The 23,348-nt window shown below is 67.3% G+C and carries 26 protein-coding genes; 22 read left to right on the top strand and 4 right to left on the bottom strand.

Features of this window, described 5'->3' with window-relative positions:
* From HWY45_RS03750 to HWY45_RS03725, 6 genes are all read left to right on the top strand, one after another.
* On the top strand, nt 1-342 hold a 342-nt coding region (locus HWY45_RS03750; protein WP_150999185.1), incomplete at its 5' end, for a transposase.
* A 366-nt stretch (nt 343-708) separates the two neighbouring features.
* Nucleotides 709-1,005, top strand: a complete 297-nt coding sequence (locus HWY45_RS03745; RefSeq protein WP_059886442.1) for a hypothetical protein — start codon at nt 709-711, stop codon at nt 1,003-1,005.
* Between the two features lie 110 nt (nt 1,006-1,115).
* Entirely contained in the window at nt 1,116-1,253 is a 138-nt protein-coding gene (locus HWY45_RS03740) for a hypothetical protein (RefSeq protein ID WP_155631883.1), read from the top strand.
* 160 nt (nt 1,254-1,413) lie between these two features.
* Nucleotides 1,414-2,613, top strand: a complete 1,200-nt coding sequence (locus HWY45_RS03735) for an aminotransferase-like domain-containing protein (RefSeq protein ID WP_059886310.1) — start codon at nt 1,414-1,416, stop codon at nt 2,611-2,613.
* A gap of 12 nt (nt 2,614-2,625) precedes the next feature.
* Nucleotides 2,626-2,814 carry a hypothetical protein gene (locus HWY45_RS03730; RefSeq protein ID WP_059564153.1) on the top strand — a complete coding sequence of 63 codons (189 nt, stop codon included), beginning with the start codon at nt 2,626-2,628 and terminating at the stop codon, nt 2,812-2,814.
* A 122-nt stretch (nt 2,815-2,936) separates the two neighbouring features.
* Nucleotides 2,937-3,539 carry a pyridoxamine 5'-phosphate oxidase family protein gene (locus HWY45_RS03725; protein ID WP_059886313.1) on the top strand — a complete coding sequence of 201 codons (603 nt, stop codon included), beginning with the start codon at nt 2,937-2,939 and terminating at the stop codon, nt 3,537-3,539.
* Between the two features lie 26 nt (nt 3,540-3,565).
* Here the strand turns inward: HWY45_RS03725 and gcvA are convergent, their stop codons facing one another.
* Nucleotides 3,566-4,459 carry a transcriptional regulator GcvA gene (gene gcvA, locus HWY45_RS03720; RefSeq protein ID WP_059886314.1) on the bottom strand — a complete coding sequence of 298 codons (894 nt, stop codon included), beginning with the start codon at nt 4,457-4,459 and terminating at the stop codon, nt 3,566-3,568.
* A 134-nt stretch (nt 4,460-4,593) separates the two neighbouring features.
* Between gcvA and HWY45_RS03715 the strand changes: the two genes are divergently transcribed.
* The 15 genes from HWY45_RS03715 (at nt 4,594) to HWY45_RS03645 (ending at nt 18,752) form a co-directional block, all read left to right on the top strand.
* Nucleotides 4,594-5,298 (top strand): SDR family oxidoreductase, encoded by a 705-nt coding sequence (locus tag HWY45_RS03715; RefSeq protein ID WP_059886444.1) that lies wholly within the window; start codon nt 4,594-4,596, stop codon nt 5,296-5,298.
* Between the two features lie 183 nt (nt 5,299-5,481).
* Entirely contained in the window at nt 5,482-6,759 is a 1,278-nt protein-coding gene (locus HWY45_RS03710) for an epoxide hydrolase family protein (protein ID WP_059564150.1), read from the top strand.
* Nucleotides 6,760-6,962: 203 nt separating this feature from the next.
* Nucleotides 6,963-8,000 (top strand): alpha/beta fold hydrolase, encoded by a 1,038-nt coding sequence (locus HWY45_RS03705; RefSeq protein ID WP_059886315.1) that lies wholly within the window; start codon nt 6,963-6,965, stop codon nt 7,998-8,000.
* Nucleotides 8,000-8,518, top strand: a complete 519-nt coding sequence (locus HWY45_RS03700; RefSeq protein WP_059886317.1) for a cytochrome P460 family protein — start codon at nt 8,000-8,002, stop codon at nt 8,516-8,518. Before HWY45_RS03705 ends, HWY45_RS03700 begins: the two co-directional genes overlap by 1 nt.
* Before the next feature lie 105 nt (nt 8,519-8,623).
* Nucleotides 8,624-9,181, top strand: a complete 558-nt coding sequence (locus HWY45_RS03695) for a hypothetical protein (RefSeq protein WP_230942041.1) — start codon at nt 8,624-8,626, stop codon at nt 9,179-9,181.
* 301 nt (nt 9,182-9,482) lie between these two features.
* Nucleotides 9,483-9,818 (top strand): DUF4148 domain-containing protein, encoded by a 336-nt coding sequence (locus HWY45_RS03690; protein ID WP_059886319.1) that lies wholly within the window; start codon nt 9,483-9,485, stop codon nt 9,816-9,818.
* Nucleotides 9,819-9,886: 68 nt separating this feature from the next.
* Nucleotides 9,887-10,678: an alpha/beta fold hydrolase gene (locus tag HWY45_RS03685; protein ID WP_059886321.1), complete on the top strand. Its 792-nt coding sequence runs from the start codon at nt 9,887-9,889 to the stop codon at nt 10,676-10,678.
* A gap of 350 nt (nt 10,679-11,028) precedes the next feature.
* Entirely contained in the window at nt 11,029-11,499 is a 471-nt protein-coding gene (locus tag HWY45_RS03680) for a rhodanese-like domain-containing protein (protein ID WP_059886323.1), read from the top strand.
* Between the two features lie 28 nt (nt 11,500-11,527).
* Nucleotides 11,528-12,496, top strand: coding sequence for a serine O-acetyltransferase EpsC (gene epsC, locus HWY45_RS03675; protein WP_059886324.1), 969 nt, complete (start codon nt 11,528-11,530; stop codon nt 12,494-12,496).
* Nucleotides 12,493-12,723, top strand: a complete 231-nt coding sequence (locus HWY45_RS03670) for a helix-turn-helix domain-containing protein (protein ID WP_059803513.1) — start codon at nt 12,493-12,495, stop codon at nt 12,721-12,723. The genes epsC and HWY45_RS03670 overlap by 4 nt, the downstream gene beginning before the upstream one ends.
* 144 nt (nt 12,724-12,867) lie before the next feature.
* Nucleotides 12,868-13,800: a family 2A encapsulin nanocompartment shell protein gene (locus tag HWY45_RS03665; protein WP_059564141.1), complete on the top strand. Its 933-nt coding sequence runs from the start codon at nt 12,868-12,870 to the stop codon at nt 13,798-13,800.
* The gene (locus HWY45_RS03660) at nt 13,775-15,796 is read left to right on the top strand and encodes a family 2A encapsulin nanocompartment cargo protein cysteine desulfurase (RefSeq protein ID WP_059886327.1); all 2,022 of its coding nucleotides are present in this window, start codon (nt 13,775-13,777) and stop codon (nt 15,794-15,796) included. Before HWY45_RS03665 ends, HWY45_RS03660 begins: the two co-directional genes overlap by 26 nt.
* A gap of 121 nt (nt 15,797-15,917) precedes the next feature.
* Nucleotides 15,918-16,640 carry a haloacid dehalogenase type II gene (locus tag HWY45_RS03655; protein WP_059886329.1) on the top strand — a complete coding sequence of 241 codons (723 nt, stop codon included), beginning with the start codon at nt 15,918-15,920 and terminating at the stop codon, nt 16,638-16,640.
* A 115-nt stretch (nt 16,641-16,755) separates the two neighbouring features.
* Nucleotides 16,756-18,204: a DEAD/DEAH box helicase gene (locus tag HWY45_RS03650; RefSeq protein WP_059803521.1), complete on the top strand. Its 1,449-nt coding sequence runs from the start codon at nt 16,756-16,758 to the stop codon at nt 18,202-18,204.
* Nucleotides 18,205-18,323: 119 nt separating this feature from the next.
* Nucleotides 18,324-18,752, top strand: a complete 429-nt coding sequence (locus HWY45_RS03645) for a VOC family protein (RefSeq protein WP_059564137.1) — start codon at nt 18,324-18,326, stop codon at nt 18,750-18,752.
* Between the two features lie 204 nt (nt 18,753-18,956).
* Here HWY45_RS03645 and groL read toward each other — a convergent pair whose 3' ends face one another.
* The 3 genes from groL to HWY45_RS03630 all read right to left on the bottom strand — a co-directional run bounded on the left by groL (nt 18,957) and on the right by HWY45_RS03630 (nt 22,006).
* On the bottom strand, nt 18,957-20,597 hold the full coding sequence (gene groL / locus HWY45_RS03640; protein ID WP_059886331.1) for a chaperonin GroEL: 1,641 nt from the start codon (nt 20,595-20,597) through the stop codon (nt 18,957-18,959).
* A gap of 12 nt (nt 20,598-20,609) precedes the next feature.
* The gene (locus tag HWY45_RS03635; RefSeq protein WP_059564135.1) at nt 20,610-20,900 is read right to left on the bottom strand and encodes a co-chaperone GroES; all 291 of its coding nucleotides are present in this window, start codon (nt 20,898-20,900) and stop codon (nt 20,610-20,612) included.
* Nucleotides 20,901-21,052: 152 nt separating this feature from the next.
* On the bottom strand, nt 21,053-22,006 hold the full coding sequence (locus tag HWY45_RS03630) for a LysR substrate-binding domain-containing protein (RefSeq protein WP_059886333.1): 954 nt from the start codon (nt 22,004-22,006) through the stop codon (nt 21,053-21,055).
* 136 nt (nt 22,007-22,142) lie between these two features.
* Here HWY45_RS03630 and HWY45_RS03625 point away from each other — a divergent pair, with 136 nt between their 5' ends.
* Complete coding sequence (locus tag HWY45_RS03625; RefSeq protein WP_059886446.1) at nt 22,143-23,330, top strand: M20 aminoacylase family protein; 1,188 nt, start codon at nt 22,143-22,145, stop codon at nt 23,328-23,330.
* Nucleotides 23,331-23,348: the final 18 nt, after the last annotated feature.

The following is a 23,348-nucleotide window of genomic DNA, read 5'->3' as shown; positions in this document are numbered from 1 at the left end:
GTGGCGCTGGACGCGTTCGATACGAGCCCGTGGGGTACTAAATACCCTCCGATTGCCGCGCTCTGGCGCCGAGCCTGGGATCAGGTGATTCCGTTCTACGCCTTCGCGCCGGATATCCGGAAAATTGTATATACGACCAACGCGATCGAGTCGCTGCACATGCAGCTTCGGAAGATCATCAAGGCGCGCGGCCACTTTCCGTCGGACGAGGCCGCGCTCAAACTGATCTGGCTGGCGCTGCGCAACGTCGTGGCCAAATGGACCGGCTCCCGGCACGATTGGAAGAGTGCGATGACGCAGTTCGCACTGCTTTACCCGGAACGATTCAACATTGGAGTCTGAATCTCAACCCCGCCTCACACACGAAATTCCGGATACCTCCAATTCGGTAGGCGCAACGGAACGAAGATGACTAATTCGCAACATCCGTCCAGGTGTCGCGCCCGTCCATATACCCTTCGGCTAATCCCGATCACCACCCCATTTCTGAGACGCCAGCGCAGCTAAACTGGTCTTGAAGCCTTGCTTCTCGACCATCGGATGTTGACCTGAGCACCCTTTGCGCCTGTGGTCGAAAAAATCGTCTTGCCCGACAAGACGTAGCGAAGGGAAGAGAAGGAAATTCACGGCAGCAAAAAAAGCGCGGGCCGCATGGGCGGCAACCCATACGACCCGCTGACCACAACCAACTCAGTACAGGAGTCGGAAATGGCTGACGCCAATCATAAGTCACGCCCCAAAAAGCGCAAACCGCGCAAACCGAACACCATCCTTGCGATGATGCTCCGCAACTCGCCTGACCGGCCCAAGAGAGGCTGGCCATACCTGCCATGGATGCACGTCGTCGACATGCACTTCAAGCTGTTCGGATTCGAACCGGGTGACCGAGTCTTCCTCGACATCAACCACGTCACCCGGAAAATCACCATCACGCCCGACTACAGCGAGCTTGCGCTTCGAGAGCAGCCTTACCATCAGCCTTCTGAGCGAGCGAACACGGAATAAGCAATCGGGGCCGCTTCACGCGGCCCTTGCTGCCAGATGGCCGGATTTTCGCGAACACGACTGATCGCCGGGGCGCTATCGCCCCGGCCCTTGCCTCGAAGTCGCGCCGCATGCCGACCGTCACCTTTAACAACTGTCATGGCCGCAAGGGTCTTGAAGTGGACAACGCGCTTCGCGAAACAATGGAACGGATTCGATTAACGGCAGAGCGCGGGCGTTTCCAACGCTTCCTCCAGCCCCGCATTTGATGACCAAACCGCAAGACATAGTGCATAGATATCGTTTGCGGCGGCCTTAACGGCTGTCGACAATCTGGGCTTGCAATCGCCGTCGGCGCCACGAGCGTCGATGGCCGGTGGCAGGCGGCCCGCACCGTCGGCCGCTTTCCGCCAACCAGCCCACGACGACATGTACGCGTTCACCCCTCCATTCCAGCACCCCGCAGGCTCGCCGATCCGCGAGTTGTTCAAGTACCTTGCCGAACCCGGGATGATTTCCTTCGCGGGCGGCTATCCGGCCAGCGACCTGTTCGACATCGACGGCCTGAACACCGCCGCCGAACGCGCCTACGCGCAACCGATCCGCTGCCTGCAATACGGCCCGACCGACGGCCTTGCCGAACTCAAGCAGCAACTGATCGCGCTGATGTCCCGCCGCGGCGTGACCTGCACCTCGGCCGAACTGCTCGTCACGACCGGCTCGCAACAGGGCCTCGACCTGCTGCTGCGCGTGATGGTCGCACCGGGCGACGTCGTGCTGACCGAGCAGCCGGCCTACCCGGCGACGCTGCAGGCAATGCGCCTGCAGCAAGCCCGCATCGTGACGATCCCGGTCGACGGCGAAGGCCTCGACGTCGATCGCCTCGGCACGCTGCTCGCGTCGGGCACGATCGCGCAGCCAAAACTGCTCTACACCGTCCCGACCTTCGCAAACCCCACCGGCGCGACGCTCACGCGCGAACGTCGCCTGAAACTGCTGCGTCTCGCGGTGCAACACCGCTTCCTGATCATCGAGGACGACCCCTACGGCGACCTGCGTTTCGCGGGCGAAGCCGTGCCGTCGATGCTCGCGCTGGCCGATGAAGTAGACGGCGCGCGCGACTGGATCGTGCATTTCGCGAGCCTGTCGAAGATCGTCGCGCCGGGGTTGCGCGTGGGCTGGACGATCGCGCCGGCCGAGATCGCGCGGCGCTGCGTGATCGCGAAGCAGACGGTCGACCTGTGCAGCGCGCCGTGGACGCAGGCAACCGCCGCCGAATACCTCGCCGACGGCGCGCTCGAGCGCCATCTGCCGCGCATCACGGCGGCCTACCAGCGCAAATGCGACGCGATGTGCGACGCATTGCAAGCCGGCTTCGGCGACGCGATCGAATTCCATCGTCCCGAAGGCGGGATGTTCGTATGGGCGCGGATCGGCGCGGTGTCGTCGGCCGTGCTGCTGCAGCAGGCGATCGCGAACAAGATCGTCTTCGTGCCCGGCAACGCGTTCTTCGCGGACAACGTCGACGACGCATCGCTGCGCCTGTCGTTCGCCGCGCCGGACGTCGACGCGATCCGGGAAGGCGTGGCGCGCCTCGTGCGCGCGTATGGCGCGGCGCTGGCCGCCTGAGGAGACACAAACATGAACTTCACCGCAAACGACTTCGCATCGCTGGACGCAGCATTGGGCATCGCCGACACCCACCCCGTCGCGCACCGGTCGTCGCAGATCAGCGCCGGGCCGCAATACGTCGCCGACGTGCTCGGCCGCTTCGGCGCCGAGCCGGCCGACGCGGGCGACACGGCACCGGCCGTGCGCGGCTACAACTGATACGACCGATCGAACCAGCGGGCGGTGCACCACACGCGCAACGCCGCCTGCTGCCGAAACGGTTAAGCTCTCGCGATCAATCCAGATATAGATATAGATACAGACGCTCCCGATCGCCGATCATGCCCGCTTCCGACACCGCCGCCGAATCGCTTTCGGATACTTACGACCGTCTTTGGTCAAGCCTTGAATCCGGCGTCAGTGAACACCGCTCGCCGTTCACGATGCTGCAATTCGCGACGCTCGGCCTCGACGGCGCGCCGAAGGTGCGCACGGTCGTGCTGCGTCAGGTGCGTCGTGACGAGCATCGGCTGTCATTCCACACCGACGTGCGTTCGGAGAAGGTCGCGGAGTTGCGTCGCGACCCGCGCATCGCGCTCATCGGCAATGATCTCGACGCGCTCATCCAGATTCGAATAGAAGGCCTCGCATCGATCTGCGACGACGAAGCCGAGCGGCGCGCGATTTGGCAATCGAGTCGTCCGCATACGCTGCTGCTGTATCGCGCGCCATTGCCGCCGGGAACGCCGGTCGACACCCCCGAAGATGCGCATGTCACCGCGAATCAACGCGCTACGCCGGAAGACGACGGCTACGCCAATTTCTGCCTGATCCACGTAACCGTCACGCGCATCGACTGGCTCGAACTCGCGCGCGCCGGCCATCGCCGCGCGGTGTTCGATCTGCATGACGACGGCTACGAAGCCCGCTGGATCGCCCCCTGACTTGATGACCGGATGACCGCCCTCGCTCAAGGCTGCCCGTCCGCCACCGCCTGACGAATCATCCACTCGCGCATCACCGCGATCGCCTCATCGTCCCGCCGCTCGGCCGGATATACGAGATAAAACCCCATCGACAGCGGAAACGCGAAATCGAACGGCCTGCACAGCCGGCCGGCCGCGATATCGCGCTCGACCAAAGGATCGGTCGCGAGCGCGATGCCCTGGCCGGCGACGGCCGCGTCGATCGCGAGCGACGTCTGGTTGAAGCGCAGCCCCTTGTGCGGATCGACGTCGACGCTCTCCGGCAGCGCGTCGAGGAACGCGGGCCACAGATCGTGCGCGTCGTGCAGCAGCACCTGGCCGGCGAGCGCGCGCGGCGACGCGGGCGCGGCCAGCAGCGCGGGGCTGCACACCGCGCTGACGTCGAGCGGGAACAGCGCGTGCGCGGCGAGATGCTTGCCGAACGGCGGCTTGCCGTAGCGGATCGCGAGATCGACGCCGTCGTGGCGGAAGGTCGCGAGCTGCTGGTCGGCGATCACGCGCACGTCGTAGCCGGGGTGCGCATCCGTGAATTGCGCGAGGCGCGGAATCAACCACTTCGACGCGAACGATGGCGTCGTGCTGATCGTCAGCGTCGCGCGGCGCTTCACGAGCCGGCCGGTCGCGTCGGCGATCGCGTTCAGCGCGCGCTGCACGTCGGAGAAATACGCGGCGCCGTCGTGCGTCAGCGCGAGGCCGCGCGGCAGCCGCTCGAACAGCTTCAGGCCGAGCACGTCCTCGAGATGGCGCACCTGCTGCGCGACCGCGCCTTGCGTCACGCCGATCTCGTCGGCGGCGGCGCGGAAATTCAGGTGCCGCGCGGAAACCTCGAACGCGCGGAGCGCATTGAGCGGCGGCAGGCGGGAAGGGCGGAGCGGCATTGTCAGGCTGTAGAAAATCTATTGGCTGGCGGCAGAAATACTGGTTCGACAGCCGGCAAGGATGCGCCTACATTACCACCAAGGCGCGCCGAATGGCGGCTGCGCGGCGGCAGGTGTCGAACGAGGAGCACATCGTGACTGTAGAAAAAGTGGCGCTGATCACGGCGGCGGGCAAGGGCATGGGCGCGGCGATCGCGCGCGAACTGGCGGCGACGGGCTACCGCGTCGCGCTGATGTCGCCATCCGGCAGCGCGGTGGCGCTCGGCGAGGAACTGGGCGGCTTCGGCATCCAGGGCTCGGTGACGGACGACGCCGACATCGAGCGGCTGGTGCAGGAGACGGTCGCGCGCTACGGCCGGATCGACGCGGTCGTGAACAACACAGGCCATCCGCCGAAGGGCGACCTGCTGGCGATCACCGACGACAACTGGCACGCGGGGCTCGACCTGATCCTGCTGAACGTCGTGCGCGTGATGCGCCGCGTGACGCCGATCTTCCAGAAGCAGGGCGGCGGCGCGGTGGTGAACATCTCGAGCTTCGCGGCGGATGCGCCCGAGCAGCCGATGCCCGTGTCGTCGGCGCTGCGCGCGGCGTTGAGCGCGTGGACCCGCCTCTACGCGGAACGCTATGCAGCCGAGAACATCCGGATGAACGCGGTGCTGCCGGGCTTCATCGACAGCTGGCCGGAAACACCGGAGATCGTCGCGCGCATTCCGGCCGGCCGGTTCGGCAAGACGCAGGAGATCGCGAAGACGGTCGCGTTCCTGCTGTCCGACGGCGCGGGCTACATCACGGGGCAGAACATTCGCGTCGACGGCGCGATCGTGAAGGCGCTCTGAGCGCCGCGACGGAGGCGGCCGCCCGGCCGCCTGCCTGCTACAAAACCCTACAAGTCAGACAAATCCCGGATACATCAGACCTTTCAAATGGGCGACACCGCGTGGCCGGGGCGCGCCAGAAACGAAAGGAGAGACGCCCCCGGGCGCGCGGCATGTCCACTTTCCGAAAGGAGATGCCAAGCGATGTCTTCCACACCGTTTTCCCCGATGCGGCGTCACCTGCTGGCCACGTCCGTGGCCGCGGGCGTATCCGCGATGCTTCCCACCGCACTCCATGCCGCGACGGGCGGCGGCAGCATCCGCCCGTTCACCGCGCACATTCCCGACGACCAGCTCGCCGACCTGCGCCGCCGCATCGCCGCGACGCGCTGGCCGGGCCGCGAGACCGTCGCCGACGAATCGCAGGGCGTGCGGCTCGCGCGCATGCAGGCGCTGCTCCGCTACTGGGGCACCGACTACGACTGGCGCAAGGGCGAGGCGCGCCTGAACGGCTTCCCGATGTTCATCACCGAGATCGACGGGCTCGACATTCATTTCATCCACGTACGCTCGCGCCACGCGAACGCGATGCCGATGATCATGACGCACGGCTGGCCCGGCTCGATCTTCGAATTGCTGAAGGCGATCGGCCCGCTGACCGACCCGACGGCGCACGGCGCGAGCGCCGACGATGCGTTCCACGTCGTCGTGCCGTCGCTGCCGGGCTTCGGCTTCTCGGGCCGCCCGGCGAACACGGGCTGGGGCTCCGACCACATCGCGCGCGCGTGGGGCGAGCTGATGGCGCGCCTCGGCTATACGCGCTTCGTGTCGCAGGGCGGCGACTGCGGCTCGGTGATCTCGCACCGCATGGCGAAGCAGCGCGTGAAGGGGCTGGCCGGGATTCACGTGAACATGCCGGCCACCGTGCCGCCCGACATCGCGACGCTGCTCGCCACCGACGCGCCCGCGCCGGCCGGGCTGTCGCCGAAGGAGAAGGCCGCGTACGAGAAGCTCGCGACGTTCTATCGCGACAACTGCGGCTACTCGGCGATGATGGTGACGCGCCCGCAAACCGTCGGCTATGCGCTCGCCGATTCTCCTTCAGGGCAGGCCGCCTGGATGGTCGACAAGATCTCGCAGTGGACGTACAGCGGCGGCATTCCCGAGCGCTCGATTCCGCGCGACGAGATTCTCGACGACATCTCGCTCTACTGGCTGACGAACACCGCGACGTCCGCCGCGCAGATCTACTGGGAAGATCACTCGAACAACTTCAACGCGGTGGACATCGCGCTGCCGGCGGCGATCACCGTGTTTCCCGGCGAGATCTACCAGGCGCCGCGCAGCTGGGCCGAGCGCTGCTATCACAACCTGATCTATTTCAACGAAGTCGACAAGGGCGGGCATTTCGCGGCATGGGAGGAGCCCGAGCTGTTCGCGCAGGAGGTGCGTGCCGGGTTCCGGCCGCTGCGTCGCGCGTAGGCGCGGCCTGAAGGGCGCGGGCCTGCTGAAAGGCGGCTCGCGTTCGTCTGAGAGCGTTGTTTTTCGCGGGATTTTGAATCGCTGTATGTCGGTATCGGACACAGATACGTTGGGATACAAAGCGTCCGCCCGGTTCGGATATAAATCCGGTGAAGCGATTGCAGCGCGCCCTTTCCTCAGCTACCGACCATGGAGAACGAGTCATGCCTGATACCGTGAACACCCGCCGCCGCCTGATCCTCGGTACGACGCTTGCGAGCCTCGCCGACCTCGGGCTCGGCACGCTCGCCCATGCGCAAACGGCGCCCGCCGCGCCGCCGAAGCCGCGCGCGGCCGGCGGCGCGTCGTTCGACACGATCCACCAGATCGACGCGGGCGTGCTCAACGTCGGGTATGCGGACGTCGGCCCGAGGAACGGCCCCGTCGTGTTCCTGCTGCACGGCTGGCCGTACGACATCCACAGCTACGCCGAGGTTGCGCCGCTGCTCGTGGCGGCCGGCTATCGCGTGATCGTGCCGTACCTGCGCGGCTACGGCTCGACCACGTTCCGCTCGGCCGACACGCCGCGCAACGGGCAGCAGGCCGTGACGGCGGTCGACATCGTCGCGCTGATGGACGCGCTGAAGATCGACCGCGCGGTGTTCGGCGGCTACGACTGGGGCGCGCGCACGGCCGACATCATCGCGGCGCTGTGGCCGCAGCGCGTGAAGGCGCTGGTGTCGGTGAGCGGCTACCTGATCGGCAGCCAGGAGGCGAACCGCAAGCCGCTGCCGCCGCAGGCCGAATTCCAGTGGTGGTATCAGTTCTACTTCACGACCGAGCGCGGCGCGCTCGGCTACGCGACGAACCGCGAGGCGTTCAACAAGCTGATCTGGCAGCTCGCTTCGCCGAAATGGCAGTTCGACGATGCGACCTACGCGCGCTCGGCGGCGTCGTTCAATAACCCCGATCACGTGGCCGTCGTGATCCACAACTATCGCTGGCGTCTCGGGCTCGCGAAGGGCGAGGCGCAATACGACGACATCGAGCGGCGTCTCGCGGCGGGCCCGTCGATCTCGGTGCCGACGATCACGATGGAAGGCGACGCGAACGGCGCACCGCATCCGGAACCGGCCGCGTATGCGAAGAAATTCACTGGTAAATATCAGCACCGCACGATCAGCGGCGGCATCGGCCACAACCTGCCGCAGGAAGCGCCGCAGGCATTCGCCGACGCGATCCTGCAAGTGGAGCACCTGTGATGCGGGCGGCAACCGGCATCCGGCGGCGCGTGGCGGGCGCGCTGCTGCTCGGTGCGCTCGCGGCGGGCGGCCCGGCGGCGGTCGCGGAGCCGCAGAAACCGGCGGCGTCGCCGATCTACGGCGTGACGATCCCGCCCGGCTACCGGAAATGGGAAATGGTCGCGCCGGCCGAGGAGGCCGCGCCGCTCGACGAGCTGCGCGTGGTGCTCGGCAATCCGGTCGCGATCCGCGCGCTCGAGCAGGCGACGCTGCCGTTTCCGGACGGCACGATCCTCGTCAAGCTCGCTTACAAACGCAAGCAGTCCGACGAGTTTCCGCCGGCGACGGTGCCGGGGCAGGCGACGACCGTGCAGGTGATGGTGAAGGATTCGCGCCGCTACGCATCGACCGGCGGCTGGGGCTTCGGGCGCTTCGTCAACGGCGTGCCGGCCGACCTCGGCCAGCATCAGACTTGCTTCGCGTGCCACCAGGCGCGCGTGAAGAACCACGACTTCGTGTTCACGCGGCTCGCGCCGTGACATGACGTGAAGCGTCAGTGAAAAACGGCGTGCCGTGCCCGGCACGCCGCTTTTCGCTGTGGGTCACGGTTGGGTCTTCGAACTAAGAATCGGCGTGTTCGGGCGGTGGCGGAATTTTCCCTGGCTGCACGGCTAAAGTTCGCGTCGAACGATGCCGTAATCACAGGGCATCGCAAACGTCTGAGCATCGCCACATTGATGAAACCGCGGAAGATCGTGGCCCGATCGAAGTTCGACCTGTTGCCGCTCCCCGCTGCGGATCGCGACAGGATCTCGCTCGAGTGCCATCTCGCACTGTGTACCCTTCAGGCTGGCCAGGGCGATCGCCATACGTTGGTCGGGCTGACCCACGCGCTGGTCGCGGCCTATTTTCTGCTGGAGGCCGGCGTCGAGGACGGGCCCGAGAGCCGCGACACGTTTACCGCGGCGCAGGAAGCGATCAATCAGTGCGATTCGGGCGCGATCGTCGACGGCCGATGTGCGCCGGCGACGGCCACCTCCACGGCAGCGATCGGCGGGTTGCTCGCGCTTTACGATCGGCAACTGCGGCGCGCGCCGCGCTCGACGGTCGCACAGGTCGTCGGGCAGGTGGACGCGTATTGGCGTAAATCGGGCGGCGCGACAAGCGAAGGGGAATCGCGCGCTGCCCGGGCTGGCGCCTGACCGGGCCCGACGCGCGGCCACGCCGCGCGCTCGAGACTGATCCCGCTTCGGCGTCGCAATGACGTCGACATGTTCATTGCCGCAGGCGCGCGACGTGAATCGCCAACGCCGCCTCGCGTGATTGTGTATCCCACTGTATCTGCGGCCATCCTGGAAAAACTGGCATGCACCGGGCCCCTGTTCCGGAAACATGCGAGATACGTGGGCGGGTTCTACTGTCGACATGCAGAAAACGTTCGATGAACGACGTTGAGTCGGATACCGAATGATCGACTGCTCACTTTCCTTCAGGAGAACGTTGATGAAAACCGCCCGAATCCTCGCTGCCGCCTTGCTTGCCATCGCTCCCGCACTGTCCTTCGCCGATACCGGCCATGGCCTCACCCGCGCCGACGTGCGCGCCGAACTCGTTCGGCTGGAGCAGGCCGGCTACAACCCGGCCCGCAGCGAACCGCATTACCCGGACGACGTCGCCGCCGCGCTGCAGGTCGCACGTTCCGACCAGAACGGCCCGTCGAAGTCGGAAGGCGACAACGTGGCCGATACGCCCGCGCCGGCGCCGCATCGCGACATGGTGCAGGCGCGCGCCGTCCACCACGACACGATCCCGTCCGACGACATCTACGCACATTCGTGATCCGCTGCCGCCTGCGCCGCCCATCGGCGGCGCTTCATGTGAACAACACGACAAGAAGGAGCATGACCATGGTTCGAACGATGCAACGGGTGCTGGTTTCCGCCGCGGTGATCGGCGGGCTGTTCGGCGCAGCGGCGGCGCATGCCGCGCCGAAGGACGATCTGAAAGGCACCAACGTCGTGCTCGTGCACGGCGCGTTCGCCGACGGGTCGAGCTGGAACCGCGTGATTCCGCTGCTGGAAGCGCGCGGGCTGCACGTGGTGTCCGTGCAGAACCCGCTGAGCTCGCTTGCCGACGACGCGGCCGCCACGAAGCGCGCGATCGACCAGCAGCAGGGGCCCGTCGTGCTGGTCGGCCACTCGTGGGCCGGCGTGGTGATCAGCGACGCGGGCAATGACGACAAGGTGAAGTCGCTCGTCTACGTCGCGGCGTTCGCGCCCGACAACGGCCAGTCGATCGCCGACGTCACGCAGGGGCTGCCGCCGCCGGCGTGGGCCGGCGAACTGCGCAAGGACGCGGGCGGCTTCGCCACGCTGTCGGACAAGGCGATCGCGCAGAATTTCGCGCCGGATCTGCCGGCCGCGCAGCAGCGCCTCGTCGCGGCGACGCAAGGGCCGTGGTACGGCGGGTGCATCTCGGAGAAGGTCACGCAGGCCGCCTGGCATGCGAAGCCGTCGACCTTCGTCGTCGCGACGCAGGACCGGATGATCGATCCGACGCTGCAGGAAACGATGGCGAAGCGGATCGGCGCGACGCTCACGCGCGTGAACGGCAGCCATGTGGCGATGCTGAGCCAGCCGAAGGCCGTGGCCGACGCGATCATCGCGGCGGCGGAACGCGCGAAGCACGACGCGCAGTAAGCGAACACGGCGCCTCGCGCGCCGCCGAAGCCGGGCCGTACGCTCGGCTTCGGTTTCCATCACGACGCGCCGTCCGGCGCGCCGACATTCTTCCCCCGTTCTCCCTTTCCGCGTCGGTGCCTCGGCACCCGACGCGCGCCTCGCAGGCTGCGCGACAAACCGCACCAATCCGCCCGATAGCGCACAACCGCGATAGCAATTCATCCGGCGCTGATTAGGAAATGAATTTTTATTGGTTCTGCATCCCCGCACGCGCTCGCATAGTGGCGCTGACGGCTATAGACAGCATGCAAGCTGCACCGGCCGCATATCCCAGCGTTTTTGATCGGACGAACCGACAAGGAGACGTCATGACATATGCAGTGGAAGAACGAACCGCAGCCCGGCAAGCGCTCGACGACGCCCGCGCTGCCGCAGCGGCCGCGGGCGCGCCCTATGCGGGCGGCGTGGCGCCCGACATCGCGTGGGCGCTGTTCTCGGCCGGCGACGCGTTGCTGGTCGACGTGCGTACCGCCGAAGAGCGCAAGTTCGTCGGCCATGTGCCGGACACGCTGCACGTGCCGTGGGCGACCGGCACGAGCCTCACGCGCAACCCGCGCTTCGTGCGCGAACTGGAAGCGAAAACCGGCAAGGACGCGCTGATCCTGCTGCTGTGCCGCAGCGGCAACCGCTCGGCGCAGGCCGCCGAGGCGGCGGCGAAGGCCGGCTTCACGCAAGTGTTCAACGTGCTCGAAGGCTTCGAGGGCGACCTGGACGAACAGCAGCGCCGCGGCAGCCGCAACGGCTGGCGCTTTCACGGCTTGCCGTGGGCGCAGGACTGAAACAAGGCCGATACGGGGAGAAGCGACAGTGGCCGCATTCGACATCGACGACATCGTTCAATCGCTGCAGGCCGAGCGCCGCGCGTGGCGGGAAAAGCAGCGGCGCTCGCTGGAGCCGGGCGGCCGCGACCTGCCGGCGCGCGAAGCGCTCGCGCAGATCGTCGGCGCGCTGAAGGGCGTGCTGTTTCCGATGCGGCTCGGCCCGCCGGACCTGCGCCAGGAAAGCGAGAACTTCTACGTGGCCCACGCGCTCGACGCGGCGCTGAACGCATTGCTCGCGCAGGTGATGCTGGAGCTGCGCTACGCGGCGCGCCAGCGCAACGCGGACGCGCCGGCCGACGAACCGGCATCCGCGGCCGTGCAGGCGTTCGCCGCGCGGCTGCCGGAGATCCGCCGCCTGCTCGACAGCGACGTGCTCGCGGCGTTCCACGGCGATCCGGCGGCCGGCAGCGTCGACGAGGTGCTGCTGTGCTACCCGGGCATCCTCGCGATGATCCATCACCGGCTCGCGCACGAGCTGTACGGGCTCGGCCTGCCGCTGCTCGCGCGGATCATCGCCGAGCAGGCGCATGCGGAGACGGGCATCGACATCCATCCGGGCGCGCGCGTCGGCGGCGGCTTCTTCATCGACCACGGCACGGGCGTCGTGATCGGCGAGACCGCGATCATCGGCGAGCGCGTGCGCGTGTACCAGGCGGTGACGCTCGGCGCGAAGCGCTTCCCGCGCGACGCGGCCGGCCATCTGGAGAAAGGCCTCGCGCGCCATCCGATCGTCGAGGACGACGTCGTGATCTATGCGGGCGCGACGATCCTCGGCCGCGTGACGATCGGGCGCGGCGCGGTGATCGGCGGCAACGTGTGGCTCACGCAGGACGTGCCGCCCGGCGCGAACATCACGCAGGCCGTGCTGCGCAGCGAAGGGCTGAACGCATCGCAGGCGTCGCAGGCGCCGCGCGCGCCGGCCGAGCGGATTCCCGTCGAGCAGGCGGCGTCATGAGCGACCTGATCCATCGTTTCGGCACGACCGTGCGCCGGATGCGCGAGGCGCGCACCTGGTCGCAGGAGCAGCTCGCCGAGCATGCCGGGCTGAACCGTTCGTACGTCGGCGAGATCGAGCGCGGCGAGGCGATCGCGTCGATCGTCACCGCCGACAAGATCGCGCGGGCGTTCGACGTGTCGATCGCGACCCTGCTGCCCGGCGCGCCCGACGCGTTCGCCGCCTGACGGCGCGCGCCGCGCCGCCCCGTTTCCCCCATCGATTGCGCGGCATGCCGGCTATAGCATGTTGAGCCGGCAGGTGCGCGCTTCCGATAATCACCCAGCGTCATAAGCAATCCCGTTTTTCATCTTTAGAACCCGGAGCCACACATGTCGACCGTAGTAAGCGGCTCGGCTGCGCTGAGCGATCACGCCGCCCGCCAACTCGCGAACGCCACCAAGACCGTACCCCAGCTGTCCACGATCACGCCGCGCTGGCTGACCCACCTGCTGCAATGGGTGCCGGTCGAGGCCGGCATCTACCGCCTGAACCAGGTGAAGAACCCGGAGGCGGTGCGCGCCGCGTGCACGCAGCTGGAGGACGAGCGCATCCTGCCGCGCACGTTCGTGCCTTACGAGGAGCAGCCGCGCGAGTATTTCCTGAACGCGGTGAGCACGGTGCTCGACGTGCATACGCGAATCTCCGATCTCTACAGCAGCCCGCACGACCAGATCAAGGAACAGCTGCGCTTGACGATCGAGACGATCAAGGAGCTGCAGGAAAGCCAGCTGATCAACAACCCCGACTACGGCCTGCTCGCGAACGTGACCGACGAGCAGCGCGTGTTCCCGCTGACGGGCGCGCCGACGCCGGACGATCTCGACGAGCTGCTGACCAAGGTGTGGAAGGAGCCGGCGTTCTTCCTCACGCATCCGCTCGCGATCGCCGCGTTCGGCCGCGAATGCACGCGGCGCGGCGTGCCGCCGCCGACGGTCAGCCTGTTCGGCTCGCAGTTCCTCACGTGGCGCGGCATTCCGCTGATCCCGTCGGACAAGGTGCCGGTCGCGGACGGCAAGACCAAGATCCTGCTGCTGCGCGTCGGCGACAAGCGGCAGGGCGTGGTCGGCCTCTACCAGCCGGGCGTCGCGGGCGAGCAGGGGCCGGGGCTGTCGGTGCGCTTCATGGGGATCAACAACCAGGCGATCGCGTCGTACCTGATCTCGCTGTATTGCTCGCTCGCGGTCCACTCGCCGGATGCGCTGGCTGTCCTCGAAGACGTCGAAATCGGCAAGTACCATGACTATCCCGACACCTACCGTTAATCCCGGGCGGCCGGCGGGCGAGCTGCCCGGCGCCGGCGCGCTGCCGCATGCGCCGCTGCCGGCGGGCTTGCCCGACCCGGCGACGCTCGCGCGGCTCGCGTCCGAATTCTTCTCGACGCCGCCGGGGCAGGCCACCGCGCCCGGCGTGTCGGCGGGCAGCGGCGCGGTGGGCGGCGTGCCGTCGGCGCTGCCGGCGGCCGCGCCGATCCTCGCGTCGGTGAGCAACCCCGCGCCGGCCGGTTCGCCGCTCGCGGGCCCGGGCGGCACGGGCACCGGCGTGCCGGGCCTCGCGCTGCAGGACAAGGCGTTGGGCAAGGTGGCAGGCGCGAATCTCGCGCCGTCCGCGCCGACGCACGTGCTGTCGCTCGGCAATCGCGCACCGGCGCTCGCGCCGCACGCGGCCGCGCAGAACGGCCTGCCCGACAGCGTCGTATCGATCGCGCCCGCGTTCGAGCCGCGCGTCGGCGGCGCGGCGCTCGGCGTGCCGCAGGCGGCGGCCGCGGTGAACGAAACCTCGCCTGCTGCCGCGCCTTCGCCGTATTACTTCACCGACGGCGCATTGCAAGGCTGGCAGGCGACGCCGCAGGACATCGTCGTGCCGACGAACGGCATTGCATCGCCGGAGGCGTTCGGGCTGCCCGGCGACGACGCGCTGCGCGAGCTGCTCGCGCTGAACCGCCATGCGCCGGCCCAGCCTGCGTCGCAAGGCGCGACCCCGCGCTACTTCGTCGACGATGCGCGGGCCGCCGAGCCGCACACGCTCGCGGGCGGCGCGCATCCGCCGTTCGACGTGAACGCGATCCGCCGCGATTTCCCGATCCTGCAGGAGCGCGTGAACGGCAAGCAGCTGATCTGGTTCGACAACGCGGCGACGACGCACAAGCCGCAGGCGGTGATCGACCGGCTCGCGTATTTCTATGCGCACGAGAACTCGAACATCCACCGCGCCGCGCACGCGCTCGCGGGCCGCGCGACCGACGCGTACGAGCACGCGCGCGACACGGTGCGGCGCTTCATCGGCGCGGCGTCGCCGGACGAGATCGTGTTCGTGCGCGGCACGACCGAGGCGATCAACCTGATCGCGAAGACGTGGGGCGTGCAGAACGTCGGCGAGGGCGACGAGATCGTCGTGTCGCATCTCGAGCATCACGCGAACATCGTGCCGTGGCAGCAGCTTGCCGCGCAGAAGGGCGCGAAGCTGCGCGTGATCCCGGTCGACGATTCGGGGCAGGTGCTGCTCGACGAGTATCGCAAGCTGCTCAGCGACCGCACGAAGATCGTGTCCGTCACGCAGGTGTCGAACGCGCTCGGCACGGTCGTGCCGGTGAAGGAGATCGTCGAGCTTGCGCACCGCGCGGGCGCGAAGGCGCTGGTCGACGGCGCGCAGTCGATCTCGCACCTGCGGGTCGACGTGCAGGCGCTCGATGCGGATTTCTTCGTGTTCTCGGGGCACAAGATCTACGGGCCGACCGGCATCGGCGTCGTGTACGGCAAGCGCGCGATCCTCGACGACATGCCGCCGTGGCAGGGCGGCGGCAACATGATCGCGGACGTCACGTTCGAGCGCACCGTGTTCCAGCCGCCGCCGAACCGTTTCGAGGCCGGCACCGGCAACATCGCGGACGCGGTGGGGCTCGGCGCGGCGCTCGACTACGTGAGCCGCATCGGCATCGAGAACATCGCGCGCTACGAGCACGACCTGCTCGCGTATGCGACGAGCGTGCTCGCGCCGGTGCCGGGCGTGCGGCTGGTCGGCACGGCGCGCGACAAGGCGAGCGTGCTGTCGTTCGTGCTGAAGGGCTACGAGACCGAGGAGGTCGGGCAGGCGCTGAACGAAGAGGGCATCGCGGTGCGCTCGGGGCATCACTGCGCGCAGCCGATCCTGCGGCGCTTCGGGCTCGAGGCGACGGTGCGGCCATCGCTGGCGTTCTACAACACCTGCGACGAGGTCGATGCGCTGGTGCGGGTGGTGCGCAGGCTGGCGGCGCGGCGTTGAACCGCGGACGCAAACGACTTGCTCGTCGGCGGATTTCGACGTAGCGTGAATCCGCTTCGATTGCCGGCCCCTTCGGGCCGGCAATCGCCATTTCTACTGTTGCTGCTGGAGGATCGGATCAATGACGCATTCCACCGCAATCAAGGCCCTCGTGTTCGACGTGTTCGGAACGGTCGTCGACTGGCGAAGCGGCGTTGCGCGCGCGGCGGCGCCGTTTCTGAATCGTCACGCGCCGGGGCTCGACCCGTTTGCGTTCGCGGATGCGTGGCGGCTCGAGTACGGGCCGGCGATGGAGGAAATCCGCAGCGGACGCCGGCCATTCGTGCGGCTCGACGTGCTGCACCGGGAGAACCTGGTCCGCGTGCTCGAGCGGCACGGGATTGCCGGCGCGCCGGACGCGGAGGTCGACGCACTCAACCTCGGGTGGCACAGCCTGGACCCATGGCCGGATTCCGTCGCGGCGCTGTCGCGCCTGAAGCTGCGTTTCATCATCGCGCCGCTGTCGAACGGGAACATCCGCCTGATGGTGGATATCGCGAAGCGGGCCGGCCTGCCGTGGGATGCGATTCTCGGCGCGGAAGTGGTGCGCATGTACAAGCCGTCGCCGCAGGTGTACATCGACACCGTGGACATTCTCGGCCTCGCGCCGGCCGAGGTGTGCCTCGTCGCGGCCCATAACGGCGATCTCGGCGCGGCGCGGCGGTGCGGCCTGACGACCGCCTTCGTCAAGCGGCCGACCGAACACGGGCCGAACCAGACCACGGACCTGCGCGCGGCAGACGCGTGGGATTTCGAGGTCGATGATCTGGGCGAACTGGCCACGAAGCTCGGCTGTCCGGATTGAATTCGGATTCCGGATTGTTGGGGTTCTTTCAACGTCGATCCTTTCGACCATGGACGTGCGCGGGGCCATCCGCGCGGTAACCGCTAGAATTGCGGTTTTAGCCCGGAACACGCCCATGTCCTTTGCCTCGCTTGGCCTGATCGATCCCTTGCTGCGTAATGTGCAGGATCTCAATTACCAGACACCTACGCCGGTGCAGGCCAAGGCGATTCCTGCCGTGCTCGGCGGCAAGGACATCATGGCCGCGGCGCAGACGGGCACGGGCAAAACGGCGGGTTTTGCGCTGCCGCTGCTGCAAAGGCTGGTGCAGCACGGCCCGGCGGTGTCCAGCAACCGCGCGCGCGTGCTGGTGCTGGTGCCTACGCGTGAACTGGCCGAACAAGTGCTGCAAAGCTTCATCGCTTACGGCAAAGGCCTCGACTTGCGATTTCTCGCTGCCTACGGCGGTGTGAGCATCAACCCGCAGATGATGAAGCTGCGCAAGGGCGTGGATGTGCTCGTTGCCACGCCGGGCCGCTTGCTGGATCTCAATCGCCAGAACGCGGTGCAGTTCGATCAGGTGCAAACGCTGGTGCTGGATGAAGCCGACCGCATGCTGGATCTGGGCTTTGCGCGCGAACTCGACGCCGTCTTTGCCGCGTTGCCCGCCCGGCGCCAGACGCTGCTGTTCTCCGCCACATTTTCCGATGAAATCCGCACCATGGCGGCGGGCATTCTGCGCGGCCCGGTCAATATCAGCGTCAGCCCGCCCAATGCCACGGCCAGCAAGATCAAGCAGTGGGTGGTGCCGGTCGATAAAAGGAACAAGCCTGATCTGTTCATGCACCTCGTGGCAGAAAACAACTGGGATCACGCGCTGGTGTTCGTCAAGACCCGCAAGGGCGTGGATTACCTGGCGGCCATGCTGGACGACGCGGGCTATGCGGTCGACACCATCCACGGCGACAAACCGCAACCCGCGCGCCTGCGTGCGCTGGAGCGCTTCAAGGCGGGCGAAGTCCAGATGCTGGTCGCCACCGACGTGGCTGCGCGCGGGCTGGATATCGACGATCTGCCGCTGGTGATCAACGTCGACCTGCCGATCGTGGCGCAGGACTACGTGCACCGTATCGGCCGCACCGGCCGCGCGGGCGCCAGCGGCGTGGCGGTGTCCCTGGTGTGCGCCGACGAAGCGCCGCAACTGGCCGCGATCGAAGCGCTGATCCGGCAAACGCTGCCCCGCGAAGAAGAGCCGGGTTTCGAAGCCGAACACCGCGTGCCGGAAACCAGCGCGACGGGGCAACTGATCAAGAAACCCAAGAAGCCGAAGAAGCCCAAGGTGCCGCAAGCTGCGCCGGGTTCCGCGCAGGTACACGGCAACAAACCGCGCCCGCAAGGCGGCGAAAACAAGCGCAAGCCTGCGGCGCAGCGCGCTGTCGGCGCGGGTAAAGGCAAGAGTTTGTCCGGCGGTAGTCCCTTCAGCGTGCAAAAACCACGCAGCAGCAAACCCGCCGGCAAGCCGGCTGCGGGTTCACGCAAGCCGGCCGGCAAACCCGCTGGCGGCCGTGGCAAACGTCAACCCTGATCCGTGCCCGGCTTTGATGCAGTGATGTCTCTGCCCCACATGCGCGGCATGAGTATGGATACTCATCCGTCGAATATAGTGAGGCACGGACAGTACCCATCCACGTCGAAGGCGACCCAATGATCGACCACGTTTACATCTCAGTCACCGACATCGAAAAGTCACTGATCTTCTACTCCGAGGCCTTGAAGCCACTCGGCTGGAGAATATTCGGCAACTACGACTCTGCTTCGGGCCCGGAGGGCGTCCCTGATCTTTACGGCATCGGTGACGATGTGTACGGCAAGGGAGAGGGGGTTGGATCAAGCATCTGGCTACGAAAACGCAAGCCCGGCGAGACCGGGCTTTACCTCGGGATCGTCTGCGATACCAATGAGCTGGTCGACGCTGCCTACGCAGCTGCAATCAAAGCTGGCGGTATCGACGAGGGGAAACCGGCGGATCGTACCTACTTCGCCCCCGGCTACTACGCCGCCAACGTCGCCGACCTCGACGGCAACCGTCTTGAGTTCGTGCACAAAGCGTGGAACCCCAAGCGACACGCATAGCAATCCAATCGATACGCGGGTGTCCTGACTGTTCGAACAAGCGTTGGAGGATCCTGCACCGAATATATGGCTGCTTTGCGGAAGTGCGGTTGGCCGAAGCGGATCGGCAAGCGGCATCCACGGAATTCCGCGAAGAACCAACAAAAAACGCGTGACGACGCAAGTCGTCACGCGTTGCATTAGCGCGTTATCGCGTCGCGCCCGTCAGAACCCGAACCCCGGCCCGCCAGCGCCCGCCTCCGGCACACCGCCCACCGGCGCGGCATCCTTCGGCGCTTCATGCACGGTCGCATCCGTCGTCAGCAGCAGCCCCGCCACCGACGCCGCGTTCTGCAGCGCGGTGCGCGTCACCTTGGTCGGATCGAGCACGCCCGATTCGACGAGGTCGCCATACTCGCCCGTCTGCGCGTTGTACCCGAAATTCCCCGAGCCTTCCGCGACCTTCGCGACCACGACGCTTGCTTCCTCGCCCGCGTTCGTGACGATCTGGCGCAGCGGTTCCTCGAGCGCGCGCAGCACGATCTTGATACCGGCGTGCTGGTCGGCGTTCGCGCCGGTCAGCTCGCGGATCGCCTGCTTCACGCGGATCAGCGCGACGCCGCCGCCCGGCACGATGCCTTCTTCAACGGCGGCGCGGGTTGCATGCAGCGCATCGTCGACGCGATCCTTCTTCTCCTTGACCTCGATCTCCGTCGCGCCGCCGACCTTGATCACCGCCACGCCGCCCGCGAGCTTCGCCACGCGCTCCTGCAGCTTTTCGCGATCGTAGTCCGACGTCGCCTCGTCGATCTGCACGCGGATCTGCTTCACGCGCGCCTCGATGTTCGCCGCGTTGCCCGCGCCGTCGATCACCGTCGTGTTCTCCTTGCCGACCTCGATGCGCTTCGCCTGGCCAAGCTCCGCGAGCGTCGCCTTCTCGAGCGTGAGGCCCGTTTCCTCGGCGATCACCTGGCCGCCGGTGAGGATCGCGATGTCTTCCAGCAGCGCCTTGCGGCGGTCGCCGAAGCCCGGCGCCTTGACCGCGACGGTCTTCAGGATCCCGCGGATGTTGTTGACGACCAGCGTGGCCAGCGCCTCGCCCTCGACGTCTTCCGCGATGATCAGCAGCGGCCGGCCGGATTTGGCGACCTGCTCGAGCACCGGCAGCAGCTCGCGGATGTTCGACACCTTCTTGTCGTGCAGCAGGATGTACGGGTTCTCGATCTCCGCGATCTGCTTGTCCTGGTTGTTGATGAAGTACGGCGACAGGTAGCCGCGATCGAACTGCAGCCCTTCGACGACGTCGAGCTCGTCGGCGAGCGACTTGCCGTCCTCGACGGTGATCACCCCTTCCTTGCCGACGCGGTCGATCGCTTCCGCGATGCGCTGGCCGATCGATTCCTCGCCGTTCGCCGAGATCGTCGCGACCTGCGCGATTTCCTTGCTCGTCGTGGTCGGCTTGCTGATCTTCTTCAGTTCTTCGACCGCCGCCGCGACGGCCTTGTCGATGCCGCGCTTCAGGTCGAGCGGGTTCAGCCCGGCCGCGACGTATTTCTGGCCTTCGCGCACGATCGCCTGCGCGAGCACGGTGGCGGTGGTGGTGCCGTCGCCGGCCGCATCGCTGGTGCGCGACGCGACTTCCTTCACGAGCTGCGCGCCGATGTTCTGCAGCTTGTCGGCGAGTTCGATTTCCTTCGCGACGGACACGCCGTCCTTCGTGACGACCGGCGCGCCGAAGCTGCGCTCGAGCACCACGTTGCGGCCCTTGGGCCCGAGCGTGACCTTCACCGCGTTCGCGAGAATGTTCACGCCTTCGGTCAGTTTTGCGCGTGCGACGTCGCTGAAGATGATTTCCTTCGCTGCCATGGTTCCGCTCCTTTATTGATTGACGACGGCGACGATGTCTTCCTCGCGCAGCACGAGGAGTTCATCGCCATCCACCTTGACCGTCTGGCCCGCGTACTTGCCGAACAGCACGCGCTCGCCCACCTTCAGGTCGGGCACGATGCGCTGGCCGTCCGCATCCTTGCGGCCGGGGCCGACCGCGATCACTTCGCCCTGGTCGGGCTTCTCCGCAGCGCTGTCGGGAATCACGATGCCGGAAGCGGTGGTGGTTTCCTGGTCGAGTCGCTTCACGATGACTCGGTCGTGCAAGGGGCGTAGGCTCATCGGTTCGTCCTGGTTCGTGCTGTCTAGGGTGATTGGCACTCTTCATCGGAGAGTGCTGACGAGTATAGGAATGCGTGCCCGCGCGATCCAATAACGGATTGCGAAATGCATTTGCCACGGCGTGCAATTGGGCGGCGCGCACGCGCCGTGCGTCAGATCAGCAGCGTGAGCGTGCGGAACAGCGCGAGGTCTTCCTTGCGCGCCGAGCGCGCGTGGCGCCGGATCACCTGCGTCAGGCAGTCGATGAAGCAGCGCGCCGCGTCGCTGAGCGTGCTGCTGCGGCGCGTGACGATGCCGAGCTTGCGCGGCTCGAAGCTTTCCTTCAGCGGCAGCGCGCGCATCCGCTCGCCGAACGGCGGCACGACGCTCAGGATCGTCGGGCACCACGTGCACATGTCGGCCTGCTCGAGCATCGTCTGCAGCATCGCGACCGATTGCGCGCGGACGATGCGCCGCTCGTCGATCTGCGCGCCGTGGCGCGTAAACAGATAGTCGACGAGCGCGGCCTGCCCGTCGGGCGCGAAGTTCAGCACCCAGTCCTGGTCGAGCAGCTCGTGGATCGAGCGCGCATGTTCGCGCGGATGGCCGGCGCGCACCATCACCGAGGTCTCGTAGGTCAGCACCGGTTCGCACGCGAATTCCTGCGCGGCGACGCCCGGCTGCACCTGGCCGAGCGCGAAATCCATGCTGCCGTCGCGCAGCAGCGGCTGCGCGACGGCCATCAATCCCTCATACAGTTCGAGGCGCACGTCGGGCATGCGCTGGCGAAACAGCAGCACCGTCTCGGCGAGGAACGTCTGCGTGAGCCACGGCGTGACGCCGACGCTCAGCCGCCCCTCGACGCGGCCGCGCATCGTCGCGAGATCGCTCTGCGCCCGCTCCAGCTGCTTGAGCACGAGCTTCGCGTGCGTGAGCAGCGCCCGGCCGTAGTCGGTGAAGCCGATCCCTTCCGGTGCGCGGACGAGCAGCGGCAGGCGCTCGCTCGCCTCCAGTTCGCGCAGCGCCCGCGTGACGGCCGCCTGCGACAGGCCCAGCGCGCGCGCCGCGCCGCGAATGCTTCCGGCCTCCGCGCTCGCGACGAGCGCCTGCAACTGATGCAGTTTCATGGGGCAATACCCGACAACATAAAGTTGTCATCATAACGAAACCGGGGCTGTTCCAGCGGATATTCGCCGCATACGATCTCGTCACGATTCGCCGCCCCGGCGATCGAGCGAAACGCGTAACCGAGGAGTGTCGGCGTTGAACCAGGAACGAATCTGGCCCGAAATGGCGGCCATCGAGGCGGAGATGATCGCGCTGCGCCACCGGCTGCACGCGCATCCGGAGCTCGGTTTCGACGAGCACGCGACGAGCGAGCTGGTGGCCGAATGCCTGACAACGTGGGGTTATCGGGTGACGCGCGGCCTCGGCGGCACGGGCGTGGTCGGCACGCTGGCGCGCGGCGTCGGCCGCCGGCTCGGCCTGCGCGCCGACATGGACGCGCTGCCGATTCGCGAGACGACCGGGCTGCCGTATGCGAGCCGCATCGACGACGTGATGCATGCGTGCGGCCACGACGGCCATACCGCGATGCTGCTGGCCGCCGCGCGCTGCATCGCGGAACGGGCGCGCTTCAGCGGCACGCTGAACCTGATCTTCCAGCCGGCCGAGGAAGGGCTCGGCGGCGCGAAGCGGATGATCGACGACGGGCTGTTCACGCGCTTTCCCTGCGACGCGGTGTTCGCGATGCACAACGTGCCGGGGCTGCCGGCCGGCAAGATCGGCTTCTGCGACGGCGCGTTCATGGCGTCGGCGGACGAGGTGCGCGTGCGCGTGACGGGCCGCGGCGGGCATGGCGCGGCGCCGCACGCGACGGTCGATCCGGTGGTCGTCTGCGCGTCGATCGTGATGGCGCTGCAGACGATCGTGTCGCGCAACGTGAACCCGCAGGATCTCGCGATCATCACGGCCGGGGCGATCCACGCGGGCACCGCGTCGAACGTGATTCCGCCGCATGCGGACCTCGAACTCAGCGTGCGCGCTTTGTCGCCGGACGTGCGCGCGCTGCTCGAACGGCGCATCCGCGAGACGGTGCAGGGGCAGGCCGCGAGCTACGGCGCGACGGCCGAGATCGACTATCGCCACGACTATCCGGTGCTCGTCAATCACGCGGCGGAAACGGCGTTCGCGCGGCAGGTCGCGCACGACTGGGGCGGCAGCGACGCCGTGATCGACCATCTGCAGCCGATCGCGGCAAGCGAGGACTTCGCGTTCATGCTGAACGCATGCCCGGGCAGCTACCTGTCGATCGGCAACGGTGACGGCGATGGCGACGGCGACGGTGCGGCCGGCTGCGCGCTGCACAACCCCGGCTACGACTTCAACGACGCGATTCTCGCAACCGGCGCGAGCTACTGGGTCGCGCTCGCGGAGCGGTTTCTCCGCTGACGCGCGGCACGCGCAGCG

Origin of the sequence: Burkholderia stagnalis (assembly GCF_902830275.1) — a bacterium.
GTDB classification, from domain to species: Bacteria; Pseudomonadota; Gammaproteobacteria; order Burkholderiales; family Burkholderiaceae; genus Burkholderia; species Burkholderia stagnalis.
This window is presented reverse-complemented; position numbering and strand designations above follow the sequence as displayed.

Excerpts from the sequence above, each read along its gene's own strand:
- HWY45_RS03660 (WP_059886327.1), top strand. The coding sequence starts at position 13,775 with ATGACTATCCCGACACCTACCGTTAATCCCGGGCGGCCGGCGGGCGAG.
- HWY45_RS03680 (WP_059886323.1), top strand. The coding sequence starts at position 11,029 with ATGACATATGCAGTGGAAGAACGAACCGCAGCCCGGCAAGCGCTCGAC.
- HWY45_RS03630 (WP_059886333.1), bottom strand. The coding sequence starts at position 22,006 with ATGAAACTGCATCAGTTGCAGGCGCTCGTCGCGAGCGCGGAGGCCGGA.
- HWY45_RS03735 (WP_059886310.1), top strand. The coding sequence starts at position 1,414 with ATGTACGCGTTCACCCCTCCATTCCAGCACCCCGCAGGCTCGCCGATC.
- HWY45_RS03665 (WP_059564141.1), top strand. The coding sequence starts at position 12,868 with ATGTCGACCGTAGTAAGCGGCTCGGCTGCGCTGAGCGATCACGCCGCC.
- groL (WP_059886331.1), bottom strand. The coding sequence starts at position 20,597 with ATGGCAGCGAAGGAAATCATCTTCAGCGACGTCGCACGCGCAAAACTG.
- HWY45_RS03705 (WP_059886315.1), top strand. The coding sequence starts at position 6,963 with ATGCCTGATACCGTGAACACCCGCCGCCGCCTGATCCTCGGTACGACG.
- HWY45_RS03740 (WP_155631883.1), top strand. The coding sequence starts at position 1,116 with ATGCCGACCGTCACCTTTAACAACTGTCATGGCCGCAAGGGTCTTGAA.
- HWY45_RS03710 (WP_059564150.1), top strand. The coding sequence starts at position 5,482 with ATGTCTTCCACACCGTTTTCCCCGATGCGGCGTCACCTGCTGGCCACG.
- HWY45_RS03655 (WP_059886329.1), top strand. The coding sequence starts at position 15,918 with ATGACGCATTCCACCGCAATCAAGGCCCTCGTGTTCGACGTGTTCGGA.
- HWY45_RS03645 (WP_059564137.1), top strand. The coding sequence starts at position 18,324 with ATGATCGACCACGTTTACATCTCAGTCACCGACATCGAAAAGTCACTG.
- HWY45_RS03730 (WP_059564153.1), top strand. The coding sequence starts at position 2,626 with ATGAACTTCACCGCAAACGACTTCGCATCGCTGGACGCAGCATTGGGC.
- HWY45_RS03670 (WP_059803513.1), top strand. The coding sequence starts at position 12,493 with ATGAGCGACCTGATCCATCGTTTCGGCACGACCGTGCGCCGGATGCGC.
- HWY45_RS03690 (WP_059886319.1), top strand. The coding sequence starts at position 9,483 with ATGAAAACCGCCCGAATCCTCGCTGCCGCCTTGCTTGCCATCGCTCCC.
- HWY45_RS03700 (WP_059886317.1), top strand. The coding sequence starts at position 8,000 with ATGCGGGCGGCAACCGGCATCCGGCGGCGCGTGGCGGGCGCGCTGCTG.
- HWY45_RS03745 (WP_059886442.1), top strand. The coding sequence starts at position 709 with ATGGCTGACGCCAATCATAAGTCACGCCCCAAAAAGCGCAAACCGCGC.
- gcvA (WP_059886314.1), bottom strand. The coding sequence starts at position 4,459 with ATGCCGCTCCGCCCTTCCCGCCTGCCGCCGCTCAATGCGCTCCGCGCG.
- HWY45_RS03685 (WP_059886321.1), top strand. The coding sequence starts at position 9,887 with ATGGTTCGAACGATGCAACGGGTGCTGGTTTCCGCCGCGGTGATCGGC.
- HWY45_RS03650 (WP_059803521.1), top strand. The coding sequence starts at position 16,756 with ATGTCCTTTGCCTCGCTTGGCCTGATCGATCCCTTGCTGCGTAATGTG.
- HWY45_RS03635 (WP_059564135.1), bottom strand. The coding sequence starts at position 20,900 with ATGAGCCTACGCCCCTTGCACGACCGAGTCATCGTGAAGCGACTCGAC.
- HWY45_RS03725 (WP_059886313.1), top strand. The coding sequence starts at position 2,937 with ATGCCCGCTTCCGACACCGCCGCCGAATCGCTTTCGGATACTTACGAC.